General features: G+C 38.3%; 15 protein-coding genes. All 15 read right to left on the bottom strand.

From position 1 onward, the window contains the following. Positions 1-8 precede the first annotated feature (8 nt). The 15 genes from O3617_RS01720 to O3617_RS01650 all read right to left on the bottom strand — a co-directional run bounded on the left by O3617_RS01720 (position 9) and on the right by O3617_RS01650 (position 15,879). A complete protein-coding gene (locus O3617_RS01720) occupies positions 9-551 on the bottom strand; it encodes a hypothetical protein (protein WP_371448327.1) in 543 nt (180 codons plus the stop codon). A gap of 177 nt (positions 552-728) precedes the next feature. Beyond that, positions 729-1,589 carry a UTP--glucose-1-phosphate uridylyltransferase GalU gene (gene galU / locus O3617_RS01715; protein ID WP_371448325.1) on the bottom strand — a complete coding sequence of 287 codons (861 nt, stop codon included), beginning with the start codon at positions 1,587-1,589 and terminating at the stop codon, positions 729-731. A gap of 11 nt (positions 1,590-1,600) precedes the next feature. After that, positions 1,601-3,151 (bottom strand): LptA/OstA family protein, encoded by a 1,551-nt coding sequence (locus tag O3617_RS01710; RefSeq protein WP_371448324.1) that lies wholly within the window; start codon positions 3,149-3,151, stop codon positions 1,601-1,603. 15 nt (positions 3,152-3,166) lie between these two features. Next, a complete protein-coding gene (locus tag O3617_RS01705; RefSeq protein WP_371448322.1) occupies positions 3,167-4,297 on the bottom strand; it encodes a hypothetical protein in 1,131 nt (376 codons plus the stop codon). Positions 4,298-4,412: 115 nt separating this feature from the next. Then, on the bottom strand, positions 4,413-4,859 hold the full coding sequence (locus tag O3617_RS01700) for a hypothetical protein (RefSeq protein ID WP_371448320.1): 447 nt from the start codon (positions 4,857-4,859) through the stop codon (positions 4,413-4,415). A 181-nt stretch (positions 4,860-5,040) separates the two neighbouring features. Continuing rightward, positions 5,041-6,048: a hydrogenase expression/formation protein HypE gene (hypE, locus tag O3617_RS01695; RefSeq protein ID WP_371448318.1), complete on the bottom strand. Its 1,008-nt coding sequence runs from the start codon at positions 6,046-6,048 to the stop codon at positions 5,041-5,043. After that, positions 6,049-7,167 (bottom strand): hydrogenase formation protein HypD, encoded by a 1,119-nt coding sequence (gene hypD / locus O3617_RS01690; RefSeq protein ID WP_371448316.1) that lies wholly within the window; start codon positions 7,165-7,167, stop codon positions 6,049-6,051. Further along, positions 7,127-7,378: a HypC/HybG/HupF family hydrogenase formation chaperone gene (locus tag O3617_RS01685; protein ID WP_371448315.1), complete on the bottom strand. Its 252-nt coding sequence runs from the start codon at positions 7,376-7,378 to the stop codon at positions 7,127-7,129. Before O3617_RS01685 ends, hypD begins: the two co-directional genes overlap by 41 nt. Positions 7,379-7,495: 117 nt before the next feature. Continuing rightward, positions 7,496-9,793, bottom strand: a complete 2,298-nt coding sequence (gene hypF, locus O3617_RS01680) for a carbamoyltransferase HypF (protein ID WP_371448313.1) — start codon at positions 9,791-9,793, stop codon at positions 7,496-7,498. 41 nt (positions 9,794-9,834) lie between these two features. After that, positions 9,835-11,244 (bottom strand): thioether cross-link-forming SCIFF peptide maturase, encoded by a 1,410-nt coding sequence (scfB, locus tag O3617_RS01675; protein WP_371448311.1) that lies wholly within the window; start codon positions 11,242-11,244, stop codon positions 9,835-9,837. Positions 11,245-11,411: 167 nt separating this feature from the next. Beyond that, a complete protein-coding gene (scfA, locus tag O3617_RS01670; protein WP_004693318.1) occupies positions 11,412-11,555 on the bottom strand; it encodes a six-cysteine ranthipeptide SCIFF in 144 nt (47 codons plus the stop codon). A 71-nt stretch (positions 11,556-11,626) separates the two neighbouring features. Then, positions 11,627-12,304, bottom strand: a complete 678-nt coding sequence (locus O3617_RS01665) for an ECF transporter S component (RefSeq protein WP_371448310.1) — start codon at positions 12,302-12,304, stop codon at positions 11,627-11,629. A 58-nt stretch (positions 12,305-12,362) separates the two neighbouring features. Next, positions 12,363-13,202, bottom strand: a complete 840-nt coding sequence (locus tag O3617_RS01660) for a hypothetical protein (RefSeq protein WP_371448308.1) — start codon at positions 13,200-13,202, stop codon at positions 12,363-12,365. Beyond that, positions 13,195-13,602, bottom strand: coding sequence for a hypothetical protein (locus tag O3617_RS01655; protein WP_371448306.1), 408 nt, complete (start codon positions 13,600-13,602; stop codon positions 13,195-13,197). Before O3617_RS01655 ends, O3617_RS01660 begins: the two co-directional genes overlap by 8 nt. Before the next feature lie 141 nt (positions 13,603-13,743). After that, the gene (locus O3617_RS01650; RefSeq protein ID WP_371448305.1) at positions 13,744-15,879 is read right to left on the bottom strand and encodes a heavy metal translocating P-type ATPase; all 2,136 of its coding nucleotides are present in this window, start codon (positions 15,877-15,879) and stop codon (positions 13,744-13,746) included. Positions 15,880-15,891: the final 12 nt, after the last annotated feature.

Below are 15,891 nucleotides of genomic sequence, written 5' to 3'. Positions count from 1 at the left end.
AAAAAATATTACATCGTTTTATGCTCATCATAGAGACGAGCTTTGAACAGAACCATATCATCTAATAGGCCATCCAATACACCCATTTTACGCCGATTATCAATATTAACACAATCATCAGCAAGCATGGGCGATAAAAAGCGGATAGATACCCCAACAGTCGTATTATGATTAATCATATGATTCCAAAGGTGTTCAAGTATAAGTAAACCTGGAACTATATAAGGAGCTTCACGATGAATACGATTACGATCGTTTACATCCTCTACGAATTGTATAATTTCATCCTTTGTAAATGCAAGAGTCTTATCTCCTTCGTTAACTTTGGGAATCTGACGAATTTGTAAAGGTCTCGTTAATTGTAATAAATCCACCCATAATGTACCGCTTGTATTAGACATACAAACAAAAATACGATTATTTCTGTACTCTACATCATGAAACACAGTATTAGCTGTACCTTGTGTATCAAAATAAGCCTTTGTAATAACACAATTAGTAGGTAAATTTAATGTTGTTTCATCAGTTAAAAGAGCTAATAAATCTCGCATGTTACTCCTTATATTTCATCATTATAATAATAGTTTTATACCATTACTATTAAATTATAATCAACGATTCCATCATAGTCAACCAGCATCTATACACAGGTTAACAAGAAAAGCCACCATTGATAATCAACGGTGGCCTCAATTTTATATCTAGGTCGAAAAAATATATAATTTAGTTTATAATTTCAAACCTTTCAAATATTCTCTAAATGCAGGTCCTAAATCTTCATTTCTAAGAGCATACTCAACAGTAGCTTTCAAATAGCCCAATTTATCACCTGTATCATAGCGAATCCCTTCATAGGCTAATGCATATTTATCTGTTTTTGACGCAGCTAATGCATCAGTCAACTGTACTTCATTACCAACACCAGGTTTTGTATTCTCTAAAATATCGAAAATATCAGGTGTTAAAATATAGCGACCAAGAACAGCTAAATTGGACGGTGCCTTATCAACACTTGGCTTTTCTACTAAACCATGAACGCGATATAAGTTATCTGCCAACGGTTCTCCGGATACAATACCATAAGAGCTTACTTTTTCATTCGGTACAAATTGAGCACCTAATATGATACCTGGATGTTGTTCATAGCAATCCATCAACTGTTGTAAGCATGGTTTTTCTGGATTATAAACAATATCATCACCTAATAATACGGCAAATGGTTCATCACCGATAAACGCTTTAGCACATAATACGGCATCACCTAAACCACGCGGTGATTTCTGACGAATAAAATGAATTTTAATATCCGCCAAATCTTTTACCATAGCTAATTGTTTATTTTTACCTTGCTTTTGCAATAGCTCTTCTAATTCAACACTACTATCAAAGTGATCCTCTATAGCGCGTTTGCTACGACCTGTTATGATAAGAATTTCTTCAATACCAGAATCGAGTGCTTCTTTTACAATATATTGAATCGCCGGTGTATCGACAATAGGCAACATTTCCTTTGGTTGTGCTTTCGTTGCTGGCAAAAAACGTGTGCCAAAACCAGCTGCTGGAATAACAGCCTTACGAATAGACTTCATATTTATGCTCCTTAGAAATCTTTACCAACAAATTTAATCTTCCATTGGTTATCGTTATTTTTATGGGAATCTTTATATGTTACATACATATCAAAGGAGTGCAAATCGCGATGGTATGTGTAATAGATGGAATCCACATCGCCACTCATCATATTTTGTTTAACACTTACAGAAATATCATCGAGGCGTGTTAATTTAAAGGACCCACCATAAATAAGTTCTTTAGGAAGCTCAGTACTGTCAAAACGGTATGGTGAATTATTATAATTAATATTACGTTGATTATAGGAAACCCACGCATTAACTCTCGGTCCAACAGATGTGCGGAATTGAGCACCCCAGTATGGCATGCTTCGTATCGATTTATCATAGCCATAATAGTCACGTTGGTAGCCACCGAAGAATCGCAATGTGCCATCCTTCCAAAGATTGATTGGATCATGAGATACCTCTACCTTATAATCCTTATGAGATCCCTTTACAGAACCTTCCTTCCAATAACCAATACTTGTTTCACCACGTGCAGTAAATGGGGATTTACCAATATGGTACGTATGTGTATCAAGACGTAATTCACCGATTTTTTCTACCCATACAGTTTCATCATTATATTCATTGGATACTTTACTATACCCGATGGATGCAGTCCCCCAAGGTAAGAAATAGCGATATCCAATTTGAGGCTTAAATCCGGCTTTTGAATACCATTTATAATCAAAATATGCTTCACCAGATTTCCCCAATGGAATTTCCGCATTACCACGCAATCCTATACCATCATCACTATTATAAATAGGCCGTGGCATAATAGAAAATGCACTTACTTTACCTTGTTTATCTCCACGTATAGATTTGGTATAAGATTTCAAGCTAAAGAGTTTAAAATTCTTAATGTAAAAGCTTGGATGTTGAATAACCACCTTATCACCAGGGTAAATTTTAATGTCTTCCCCTTCAATGCGGTAATCAGGTGTATGTTTGAATGCCATCGCATGCTTAGATGTAATCATACCTTTTTCAATGGAACCGGTTTTACCATCATAGGATAAGTTCTGCCCCTTCACATAATAAGGATCAGACCAACCTTGCGTATGACCGGCATCAAAATGTTGGTCACTGGTACGATAGGTCATAACATCACCAGTAAGGTCTTTTGTTTTACCACCATCTTCTAAATAGCGATATGGACCATCTGCAGTTCTGTATTCTGTAGTCTTAGTATTACCAGTAATGCGATTAGCTAATAATGTGCGATTACCTTGAGTAACTACTACATTACCAAAAGCATTTACATCGCCAGTACTCCCAGAATATGTCATTTTATCAGCATCAACACGAGTTGGTAATTTTTCTGTTGGTGCCGTAATCGGTGAAGCACCACGACGAACAACACGAATATTGCTGCGTTCAGGTGTCGAAGGTTGTTGCAATTCACCTGGATATGATTCAGATATACTATCTAAACTATCTTGATATGTAATTGAGTCTGAAGCAGCCCACGCTGGCTGGGCTAAACAAAGCAAGCATGCTGCCACGAGCCATTGTACTCTTTGTTTCCTCATGGTTACTAAACTCCTCTATTGGTTACGCTTTACTACGACGATTGGTTGTGAAACATTTTCTGCTGTATCATTTGTATCTTCTACTTCTTCTGAATCAGCAGTGTTTGTATCTTCTTCGTCAGTGTTCACAGTTGAATCATCTGCTTCATCCACAGTGCTATCTACGGAATCATCAGTTGCAGTCGGTACTGTCACGGCTTCAGCTAGTTCATCATCACTATGAGCTAACCCATCACCACCAATAACAAGACCTTGAATAGATACAGAGTCTTGAGGTTGAATAAATATAGTGGAGCCTACTGGATAATCAATATTTTTACCCTTAATGAAAGCACCACCTACTAAGCCAACAGGGCCAAGTAGAACTGCACCAGCCACAGAGGCACCAGCCGCTTTAATCTCGCCCTTTGTTTTTTCCTTAGCCTCATTACCTTGTACAGCAGTAAATTCTGTACCATCAATAGCAGGAACAGAGTCAAAAGTTATATCTAATGCACCATTACGTCCAAAAGAGCGCGCTTTTTTCAAGGATGTAATCGTTGCAGAACCTACCGTACCAGCTGGCACCAACAATACGTTGCCATCCATTACATTTTCTGCAACAGTGAATTTAATTGTATCCCCTTCATGACTAGTTTTTGTGGATACCGCATCATTTAGTGTTACCTTGAACACGTGATCAGAAGATAGTGTGCCTACTTGATTTGTAAGGGTTACATTACTACCATATACCTTGGTTTTCAAGCTAATAATACGTTTTTGTAATGAACCTGTTGAAATTCTACCATTCACACTACGCTCCATCTTTTCAACACGTTCTACCAAAGAACCATCATTAATGCTGTTTTGGTATGTATATTCAAGTGCGTCCATTTCTTCACGCAATGAAATATTGGTACCACTACCTTCAACGGAATCATATAAAGAATCTACACGTTTGCTCAATGTAGCTGAATTACCAGAAAAACCATTGCCATACACAGTTTCATCCAATTGGTTAATGCGATCTACTACAGCGCCATCTTGAGGTGCACCATATACAGTGCTTTCTAATACTTGTGTTTTTTCCGTAACTGTACCAGGTGCAGCAAATGCCGTGCCTGTCAATAAAGATGCCATCAAAAGTGTAAGTACTTGCTTCTTCATATAATCCTCCACAACTCATCCTCTATGGGACATATACGTTAAACAGCACAATAAGCACGGGCCTAAGACCGTGCTTATTTTCTGAGTTCTCCTTAACGGAGTAACTCAGTGGCCATTAAATTTTCAAATCAATAAGCGCAGATACGCCCACACCTTGAACACGGGAAGCGCCTACAGGGTTTGTACTATCTACTGGAACTAGGCCTTTAACACGAACCATACCATTAAAGCTACCTTCTACTTGAGCCACCGCCTTAACTTGTTCAATGCTAGATGCAGGGCCAGTTACTTGGGCAGCACCAATATATCCCTTTGAGCCAATACTAATAATAGGCACTACTTTCGTAGTATATTCAGTACTCAAATTATTTTGTTTTAGTAATTTATTTAAGAAAGAATCAATTTGTGGACCAAATTTGCTAACTAAAATGCCAACGCCACCGATTTTAGCGGCACCACCAAGGATGCTACTTAAACCACCAGCTTGAGTAGTTAAAATACCACCAAATGCAGTTGTAGTCAAACAAATCCCTAGAACAGCGGTCATAATTTTCTTTTTCATGATAAGCCTCCTAATAGATACTTATATTTTAACAAATTCTATACATAGTTTCTAGTGAAAGTATAAATACTTACACTTAAAGATAGTAAAATTATATAAAAATACAATGAGTTTATTATGAATTTTATACAATTGAATTTTTAACTATGTTTTTCAGCATATCATATTTAGATACTAAAACTTAACAAATTCTTGGCACTTGATCTTCGCCGAGTAAGTCTACAAGACGAACGCCACCAATGGATGTCTGTAAACCCACTTTACCGATATTTTTATCCATAGTGACACCAATACGTGTTGCTTCGCGTCCTTCTTGGAACCCATGCAATATGTCTAACACTCGATCAGTTACAGTAGGGTCTACTACGAAGATACATTTACCTTCATTGGCTAAGTATAAAGGGTCATACCCCAATATGTCGCAAACAGACTTCACTTCATCATGAATAACAAATTGAGATTCCTCTACCTTTATCCCTACTTGACTTTGCTCTGCTATCTCTTTAAGGACTGTGCCAACACCACCACGCGTCGGATCGCGTAGTAATGTAACTTGAGGGCCAACTTCCTGTAAAACAGCGTGAACCATGTGGTTTAATGGAGCACAGTCGGTTTTAATAGAGTTTGACAATTCTAAGCCAAATCTTTCACCCATAACAGCTATAGAATGATCACCAATCGATCCAGATAAGATGATATCCATATTAGGTTTTACAAAATTTGGACCTATATGAATATCCTCGGGAATCATACCAATACCAGCCGTATTGATGTAAATTTTATCAACTTCACCTTTTTTTACGACCTTTGTATCACCCGTTACGATTTGTACATTCGCAAGTTTTGCCATATCTGCCATAGTACTTAGAATTTCTTCTAACTCATCGAAGGGCAATCCTTCTTCCAATATTAACCCGCAACTTAGATATTGTGGAACAGCACCATTCATAGCTAGGTCGTTGACTGTACCACATACAGCTAATTTACCTATATTACCACCAGGGAAAAAGGTTGGTTGTACAACATAGGAATCGGTTGTAAAAGCCATTCTCCCAGATGATACCGGAAATTGTGCCCCATCATGCAAGGGCGCTAACAGATCATTAGTAAAATATTTTAATATAAATCGTTCTGTCAATTCGTGGCTAAAGCGACCACCATTTCCATGAACTAAACGAACTCGTTCCATTTAATCCTCCCAGGCTAATCCGCCACTAGAAAAGCCATACTTATACCATGCAGCACAACTACCTTCTACAGATACCATACAAGCACCTACCGCATGATCCGGCGTACACGCTTTTCCAAAAAGCGGGCACTCATTAGGTTTGATTAAACCTTGTAATACACTACCACATTGGCAACCTTTAGGATCAAGAGACGGTTTTTCTAGCTGTATAGGAAGCATTTTTTCTGCATCTAAAAATGCGTAGTCATCATTAAGCTGTAACCCAGAATTTGGAATTGTACCAATGCCACGCCATGCATCATCACAAACATCGTATATTTCATTCATCATGCGCACAGCCACAGGATTACCTTCCTTCATAACAACAGAATGATAGGTATTACCGACTTCAAAATGACCACTTTTTCGTTGTTCTAAAATATTGACAATAGCGGATAATATTTCTACTCCATCAAACCCAGCAATGCAGGATGGAATTTTATACTCATCCGGTAAAAATTGATATGGTTTTTCGCCTATGATAACACTGACATGCCCTGGCAAGATGAATCCATCAATTTGTCCCGCTTGTCGATCTAACAAGGCACGCAATGCAGGTGGAACCAATTTATGAGACACTAAAAATAATACATTTTTCACGCCAGCCTGTGCTACAGCTTTCACAGTGGCACCGATGACAGCAATAGTCGTTTCAAACCCAATTGCTAAAAATACAATGTACTTATCAGGATATTTTTTACTTAGTTCCAACACTTCTAACGGCGTATAGATAACATGAATATGAGCACCCTGTGTTTGAGCTTCACTAAGACTACTATAACTACCTGGCACCTTTAGCATATCCCCAAAGGTGGCAATAATAACATCATCACGTTTGGCATACTCTAGAGCTTTATCCATATACACTTGGTCCGTTACACATACAGGGCATCCAGGACCACTGACCAACTCTATTCCCGATGGCAATAATTGACGTAACCCTTCTCTAAAAATGGATACCGTATGTGTACCACACACCTCCATAAGGCGTACGCATTCGCCTGGTGTGTGGAGTTCATTGATGCGATGTAATAGAGCATCAGCTGTTTTCTGTTTTTCCTGCAAAGTAAGCTTCTTCAAGTTCTTCCAACTCCCGGAAGGCATCCAATGTTGCCTTCGCTTCTTCTTCATCTACAATTTGAACGGCAAAACCGGCATGGACTAATAACCAGTCCCCCACTTTTGCATCTGGCACGAGAAGTAAGCTACAATCGCGTGTTGCACCTGTTAATTCTACTGTGCCAATGGCATCATTAATAGAAACTAACTGTGCTGGTACTGCTAAACACATATACCCTCCTCCAGTAATTCTGATTTATAAATATATACTTATAACTATTAATTCAAATATTTTGAACATATCAATTGTATCACAAATACAAGGTATCTTATGTAACCAATGATACTTTTATTTCATTTTTTGATGAGCAATCCACAATTGCCCTAAAGATAAGCCACCATCATTACAAGGCACTTTTTTATTGATATACAATGTTCCATGATGCCACTTATGCTGTAAGGATGCTAATAATTGGCGATTTTGAAAAACGCCACCACCAATACACACGTCATCAATGCCATAGCGTTCACATAAGTCTGCACCTACCTCACAAATTGCTATAGCTAATGTTTTATGAAAGCTAGCAGCTAACGAAGATACACCTTCACCACGGGAATAACCATCCATAATCTGCTGTACGGTAGGCACAAAATCTAGAATCTCACCATCATAATTAAAATCTAACAAGCGTCCATCTTCATTTTGACATGCCGACTCTAGAGCTATCGCGATTTGTGCATCAAAAGAATGCTCATTCCCCAATCCTAGCAAGGATCCAACCGCATCAAACAACCGACCTGCACTGGAAGTCATCATCATGGACATGTCTGATTGTAATGCCTTATCTAAAATTTGCCAGCCTTTAGGCAATGTGGTTAACCATGTTTTATATATATTAGGCAACTCATCCCCATAATAATTTCGTAAGTACCATAAAGCTTGACGCCATGGTTCTTTTACCGCTTTCTCACCACCAGGCAAAGGCGCTAAATGAATATGTGCAACACGCATATACTCTGCCCCATAGCACAACATAAATTCACCGCCCCAAATCGTATCATCATCTCCATATCCAGTGCCATCAAAACAAATGCCTAGCACAGGGTATTTCAAATCATACTCGGCCATAACAGCCGCAATATGACTATGGTGATGTTGAACCTCTATAGCAGGAACATGCAAAGTTTGACTCAATGTTCTTCCATAGTTGGATGAGAAAAATGCTGGATGCTTATCCATAACAATGGCTTGTGGTTGTACATCAAACAGCTGTTCATATCGTTGTATAGTCCACTCAAAGGTATCGTGCGTAGACTGACTAGCTAAATCACCAATATGGGGTCCTATCAAAATTTCTTGATTCTTATTAATGGCAAATGTATTTTTAAGATCGCTCCCCATGGCGAGTATCGATATATCGTTGATTGATTCACAGTGGATTGGTTCTGGAATATATCCACGACTCCGACGAATTAATACAGGCGTATCTTCCACTACTGATACAATGGAATCATCGACAGGTGCATAAATTTGGCGATTATGTGTCAAAAAATAATCTGCTATACTGTGTAATTCTGACAACGCCTTTTCATCATCATAGATTACAGAATCTCCACTAGCATTACCGCTAGTCATAACCCAGACCGCATCTTTTGGGACTAACACATGATGTACCGGCGCATAGGGCAACATAACGCCGATTAAATGATTACTAGGTGCCACTAATTCACTGATAGATATGTGAGGCGCAGCAATCTTCTCCAACAAAGCAATAGGTCGTGCCATATCACTTAATACATCTAAATCGCCATCGTTGACGACAGCAAAATCTTCTACGATGTCGATAGAACCAGCCATAATAGCAAAGGGCTTATCCTTACGGTGTTTTCGTTCTCGCAACAATCGGACAGCTTCATCATTAGTGGCATCGCACACTAAATGATAGCCTCCAATTCCTTTTAAAGCTATAATGGCTCCATTAGCAATTAGTTCTCTAGCGCGTTCAAAACAATCCTGTACCTCACATACGTGACCATCCTTGTCTAATAATTGATAACTAGGACCACACTCAGCACATGCGTTTGGTTCTGCATGATACCTACGACCATTTACATCAACATATTCATTATGGCAATCTTCACACATGGTAAAGTCGGCCATAGTAGTACGTTCTCGATCATAAGGCATAGACTTGATAATAGAATAGCGTGGTCCACAATTGGTGCAGTTGATAAAAGGATAGTCATAGCGTCTACCAGATTCCTTCATTTCAGACAAACACTCTTCACAAGGAGATGTGTCCGCACTTATAAAGGTATTTACCTGTCCCTCAAGAGGAGACTGTTTGATGACAAATTCCGCATGATCATCAACGTCATCTAGATCCAGCTTTGTAATACCCACATGTGTTATACGGCATAATCGAGGCTGTTCTTCCTGAATCGAATCTACAAATAATTGTAATGTTTCTACATCGGACTGAGCCTCAACATATACGCCAGAACTATCATTATATACAAACCCATTGATGCTTAATTGATGGGCCAACATAGAAACAAGGGGCCGAAATCCGACCCCTTGTACGATACCTGTAAATCGAATCCCCCATCGTTCAATAGTTTGTTTGTCTTCCAATCTAGTGTCCATAGTGGCTCCTATTACAAAACGTATAACAATATGTAAAATGTCTATCCTAAGGCAACAGGAATGCTGCCATCAATGCCTGCTTGTTCAAGCTCAGCTTGAATCATAATAGCACATTCAATGCGTTTCTTTTGTAGACGACATCCAAATTCATAAGGAGTTTGTAAGTCGCCGCCCAATGTGATGTTATTGGCGTGACAGCCACCAGAGCAGAAGAATTTAGCCCAACATTCCGCACAAGTAGGTTTGGTGAACACATGTGTGTTGCGGAAATCCTTTGGAATTTCAGTATTCTTCAATCCTTCATATACATTACCCAATATATATCCATCTTTGCCAACGAACTGATGGCATGGATAAATATCGCCATTTGGCACTACAGCCATATATTCATGACCAGCACCACAACCGCGTAAACGTTTTGCCATGCAAGGCCCGCGATATAAGTCCATACGGAAGTGGAAGAAGTTGAACTTTTCACCCCAGCCTTCCTTTTGGCGTTGCAAATATATGTCAGCTAATTTTTCGTATTCTTTCTCAAGCGTTGGCCAATCTTCTTCGCGAAGTACATAGTCGCCTTCTTCGCCTACTACAGGCTCCATAGACAAATGCTCAAATCCTAAATCGGACATAGCCAATACATCCTTAGTAAAATCAAGATTTCTATGCGTATATGTGCCGCGTACATAATATTCTAAGCCATGACGTTGCTTTACAGCATTCACAAGATTTTTAGCAATGTATTCATAAGAATTAGCACCGCTACCAGCAACTGGACGCATAGCATTGTGTACATCCTCACGGCCGTCTAGAGACAAGACCAAGCTCATTTTATGTTCGTTTACATAATCGATTTTTTCTTGAGACAATAGCATGCCATTAGTAGTCAATGTCAATTTAAAGATTTTATTGTGCTTTGGTGCCTCTTGCTCAATATATTCTACGGTTTGTTTTACCACATCCCAGTTAAGTAAAGGTTCGCCACCGAAGAAATCGATTTCACAATGCTGGCGAGTACCACTCATTTGGATGAGAAAATCAACAGCTCGTTTAGCCACGTCAAAGCTCATCAATTCGCGTTTTACACCGCCGTAATCGCCTTGGCTAGCAAAGCAATATTTACATGCTAAATTACAATCATGAGCAATGTTAAGACATAATGCTTTAACGATTGGTTTTTCACCAACTACGAGCTTAAATTCAGTACTCATAGGCGCAAATAATTGTTCTGCAGCGATGAGCTCATCTAATTCATCCATAATTTCATCTAATTCTACTGGATTCTCTGAACTATCCATCGCAGCATGTACCGCGTCGTGATTTGTGCCGTCATATATATCTAATACTTTATCAATGAGTTCATCAATAACGTGAATGATACCGCTATTTACATCTAAACAATAGTAGTTATCTTTCATCCGAAACTTGTGGATCATTGGTTTTAATTCTAACATGGTACCTCCAAATTATGTGTATGTGAAAGCGCTAAACTATATAGAACTTTCTAGATAATTGTACCACATTTTTCATATATCGTGCTGAAAGTCCTCATAAATATATACCATAGATAATATGTAATCTATACATACATAAAAAAAGAGAGCCATCGGCTCTCTTTTTATTATTTTTGTTTGCAAACTTGGTTGCCTACTGTACAGCTTGTTTTGCAAGCGGATTGGCAAGAAGTTTGGCATTCACCACAACCACCAGTTTTAGCAGTTTTTTGTAGAGATTCAGTGTTGATTGTACGAATACGTTTAGCCATGATTATCCTCCTCAATACTTATTGTATTACTATTATTTTATCATAGATATTCAAACTATGTAAAATATAAATTATTTTTGTACGTCCTTACGCAATGCTTTACGCAAAGCCAATGCAATTGGTGTTACGATAACACCAGCAAAAATCGCTTCTGGAATACCATGTGTCACAGATAGTATTAAAATGGTTCCTATTACTTGATCAGATGTAAGATGCATTGCTTCTGCAAACATATTGGAGTACAATACATAAATTAATCCCATAACCATACATGTATGGAATACAGTACCCATCAACGCAGAAACGATCAAGCGTGGTCCTTGTGGTACCTTCCACAAAGATTTATACACCAATACAGCCAATATAGGGAATATAATCCGTGGCACTACTGATACCAAAGGATTGATAAATAAAGGTGACAAAATATTTGGAGCTGTAAAATTTTGCCAAAAACTATAGACACCAAAAATTAAGCCTACAAATGCACCAACCTTAGGTCCTTCTACAAGGGCACCTATTAATGCCGGTACATGCAAGGTAGTAACATTCAATGGTCCTAACGCCATAATACCATAGCCTGAAAGGCCTAAAATAATGGTAATAGCCGCTAACAAGCCCACAATCGTTAGTTCACGTAATGTTAAACCTGATTTTGTAACAGTTTCTGTACTCTGTTTACGCTCTGTTTGTGTGGCTTGTTGTTCTTGGATTGGTACCTGTTGGTTACCATCCTTCACATTTTCATTCATAAAATAATCCTCCTCCGCTCTCATTCTCTAAGGATATGAGTCGAAACTAGAAATAAAATCACCCCTTGCGTTTTGCAAGAGCTTTTATTATACCTATCTCTACTAGTCTACCAATTAGTACAGATACGATAATAAACACAAGTTCTAATAATCCTGGCGTAATAAATACAAGAGGATTACCTTGATAAATTGGGAATATAGTAGGTGCAATAGCTTTCACAAATTCAGGAATATACCCACCATACAATATATGACCATTCATCGCTAATAGCATAGCAGCCGTAACGACAATACGCAATAACCTAGTTCCTTTATATTCACCATTACGAGGGTACATATAGAATGCAAACACTAGCATAGAAACAATGATGAATAGAAATTCCCCAACAAGGGCATTTAAACTAATAGTAGGGCCAAAATAAGCTACCATGATAGGATCCGTCAAATTGATATAAAAAATAGAACCCAAGTAGATAAATGGAATCGGTAGAATGTACACCGCCATATCTAGAGCTTCATCAATTACGCCCCACCTATGATTGCGCTTAAAGAAAAATGTCATCAATAAAGCCACTAGTTCAAGTAAGACCTGTGTAAAGAAATATACACATAAAAAAACTAGTGCTATAAGCGCTTGATTTTCCAATGTTACATTAAATGGTGTAGTAAATAGATTGATAACCGTAAAAATGGCCCAACTATATACATGGTATCCCATACGAAGTGGCAATTCGTCAAACTGACCTTGTCGCATCCGTTGTAATATGATAGGTATTAATAGAGATAAAACAGGAAATGTGATATAAGGAGAACTAAAACCTGTTTGATGCAATACGGCAGTCACTACACTTACAAACAACGCGCTAATTAATGTAAATATTATGAACTGCTTATTCATGTGTGCCTCCCAATAGTTGAGAAATCAAATACGCTATGATAAGCACAACTGTGACTTGACCATACATACCAACGAGAAAAATAATATCCCGTCCAATAGATGGCAATCCCCATAGCCAATTCAAATCAAGACCAAGGAACATTAGTTTATAAGTCACGAACTGAATAACGACCCACCCTAGCACATATATAATGCGGTTTATACGTTTATTTTCAGATCCAAATGTGCTTGATTTAAATGATAAATACGCCCATGGAATGCATAAAGACAACAGCAAATACCATACTAATGCCACCGTAGCACTAGATCCATTATGTATCATATACGATATAACAGGGATAGCCACGATAAATATATTCAAATATAGTGATTGTTTACAGATATCCAACAAAGTGTTCATATAGGTTCTCCTAAGATAATTAATCACTTGATATTGTACACTACACACCAGTAAAATGCTACAAAAAAAGGCCTCTTATAGAAATTTTCTATAAGAGGTCCTTTATTAAGCTCAGGCAGTAAAAGCCAATATACGCAATTGTTATGCCACTGTAGATTCAGCGGTGATATCAATTGTATGTGTATCTTCAGTTTTTTCTTCCTTCAACAATGGAGTCATGCTTTCGATGCCAATACCTAATGTAAATAGGTTATGTAACCAAGCGGTTTGACTTGGAGGCATGAAGCCAAGTACGCCACCACCAACAAGGGCACCATTAAAGCCAACAATGCCATTGTAATTGGATTTAATACGTTTCATCAACGCAATAGAAATACGACGTAAATCTACAAGAGCTTGTAGGTTATCAGAGGAAATGGTAACGTTCGCAATTTTTTGAGCAATAGGAGCACCTTCATTCATTGCGATGCCTACATGTGCTTCAGAAATAGCTGGGGAATCATTGATACCATCCCCTACCATCATTACAGTATAGCCTTCTGCTTTTGCTTGTTTTACATAGGCTGCCTTATCTTCTGGCAATACCTCTGCATGCACTTCATCGATACCAAGTTCATTAGCTACGCGTTGAGCATTGCGTTTGGAGTCACCAGTCATCATGACAACCTTTTTAATACCTAATGCATGTAAATCAGCAATAACTTGTTTGGATTCATCACGTACAGGGTCTTTAATACAAATAACCGCTGCTAAAGTACCACCAATAGCGAGGTAAATATGGGAAGATGAATTTGGCAAGTTATTGAACTTTTCTTGTTCATCTGCAGGAATCTTTGTTTTTTCATCATCAAAGATGTAGTGAGCACTACCAATGCGTACACGGTAGCGGCCAACTTTAGATGCAATACCATGAGCTACAACGTATTCTACGTCGGAATGCATTTCCTTGTGAGGCAAGGAATGATCCTTTGCAGCACGTACAATTGCTTTTGCCATGGAATGAGGGAAATGTTCCTCAATACATGCAGCTAATTTTAACATTTCATCTGCATCATGACCATTGAATGGAATGATTTGTTCAAATTCAGGTTCTGCTTTAGTAAGTGTACCTGTTTTATCAAATACAATCATATCTGCTTGTGCAATTTGTTCTAAGAATTTACCACCCTTAACGGTAATACCGCGTTTAGATGCTTCTTGCATTGCTGAAAGGACAGCTAATGGGATAGACAATTTTAATGCACAAGAGAAGTCAACCATAACGAAGGACAATGCTTTCATTACATTGCGAGTCAATAAATATGTTAAACCAGCACCGATAAAGCTAATAGGTACTAATTTATCAGCCATGCGGTATGCTTGTTGTTCCATACCGGATTTCATTTGTTCAGACTCTTCAATAAGGTTTACGATTTTTTCGTAACGGGAAGATTTGGATGTGCTACGTACTTCTACAATAGCTTTACCGTCTTCAACAACAGTACCAGCATATACAGAACTGTCTTGATCACGACGAACCGCTTCTGGTTCACCGGTCATGGAGCTTTCATTTACAAGAACAACTCCATCGATTACAGTGCCATCCAATGGAATCACTTCACCTTGACGGATGATGATTTTGTCGCCTTCCACAACTTCGTTAACAGGCTTGCTAACTTCAATGTCATCAACTAAAACCCATACTTTATCAACATTCAAAGACATGCTTTGAGCAAGGTTCAATACAGATTTACGGTGAGTCCATTCTTCTAAGATATCACCAATACCCAATAGGTACATAACAGCGCCAGCTGTAGGATAATCTTTTTGAAGTAAAGCTGCACCAATAGCAACACCATCGAGAACCTCTACAGTTAACTTACGTTGCCACAAAGTTTTAATCGCTTTACCGATAAACTTAATACCATCAAACCATGCCCATGCAGCCGCAATTGGTGCAGGTAACACTGCTTTTTTACCTAAGTAAATAGCTGTGCGATTAATCATCATTTCACGGTATTTTTTATTTACCAAGCGCGGAGAGTATTCGTTCAAAGCAGGAGCTTCGGACAAATCTAAATCGCGTAGACCTAACACCGCATCACGAACAGCTTCAGAATCTCCAGTATGTTTAATGGCGATCTGACTACTGCGCGTATAGAAGGTTACGTCTAAAATTGCATCATTGAGTAATAATGTATCCTCTACATAAGCAGCTTCAGCTTCTGTAAAGCGATGACCTGTTACCTTAACATGCAAGCGATTTCTGAGTTTTCGTACAACAGAAAATTGTAACATAGTTAAACCCTT

Source organism: Veillonella sp. 27098_8_77 (genome assembly GCF_041431535.1).
In the GTDB taxonomy this organism is placed as follows: domain Bacteria; phylum Bacillota; class Negativicutes; order Veillonellales; family Veillonellaceae; genus Veillonella.
Note: the sequence above shows the minus strand (reverse complement) of the source record. Positions and strands in the feature narration are given on the sequence as shown.

Coding starts and splice junctions, on each gene's coding strand:
- O3617_RS01720 (WP_371448327.1), bottom strand. CDS start 551: ATGCGAGATTTATTAGCTCTTTTAACTGATGAAACAACATTAAATTTA.
- galU (WP_371448325.1), bottom strand. CDS start 1,589: ATGAAGTCTATTCGTAAGGCTGTTATTCCAGCAGCTGGTTTTGGCACA.
- O3617_RS01710 (WP_371448324.1), bottom strand. CDS start 3,151: ATGAGGAAACAAAGAGTACAATGGCTCGTGGCAGCATGCTTGCTTTGT.
- O3617_RS01705 (WP_371448322.1), bottom strand. CDS start 4,297: ATGAAGAAGCAAGTACTTACACTTTTGATGGCATCTTTATTGACAGGC.
- O3617_RS01700 (WP_371448320.1), bottom strand. CDS start 4,859: ATGAAAAAGAAAATTATGACCGCTGTTCTAGGGATTTGTTTGACTACA.
- hypE (WP_371448318.1), bottom strand. CDS start 6,048: ATGGAACGAGTTCGTTTAGTTCATGGAAATGGTGGTCGCTTTAGCCAC.
- O3617_RS01685 (WP_371448315.1), bottom strand. CDS start 7,378: ATGTGTTTAGCAGTACCAGCACAGTTAGTTTCTATTAATGATGCCATT.
- hypF (WP_371448313.1), bottom strand. CDS start 9,793: ATGGACACTAGATTGGAAGACAAACAAACTATTGAACGATGGGGGATT.
- scfB (WP_371448311.1), bottom strand. CDS start 11,244: ATGTTAGAATTAAAACCAATGATCCACAAGTTTCGGATGAAAGATAAC.
- scfA (WP_004693318.1), bottom strand. CDS start 11,555: ATGGCTAAACGTATTCGTACAATCAACACTGAATCTCTACAAAAAACT.
- O3617_RS01665 (WP_371448310.1), bottom strand. CDS start 12,304: ATGAATGAAAATGTGAAGGATGGTAACCAACAGGTACCAATCCAAGAA.
- O3617_RS01660 (WP_371448308.1), bottom strand. CDS start 13,202: ATGAATAAGCAGTTCATAATATTTACATTAATTAGCGCGTTGTTTGTA.
- O3617_RS01655 (WP_371448306.1), bottom strand. CDS start 13,602: ATGAACACTTTGTTGGATATCTGTAAACAATCACTATATTTGAATATA.
- O3617_RS01650 (WP_371448305.1), bottom strand. CDS start 15,879: ATGTTACAATTTTCTGTTGTACGAAAACTCAGAAATCGCTTGCATGTT.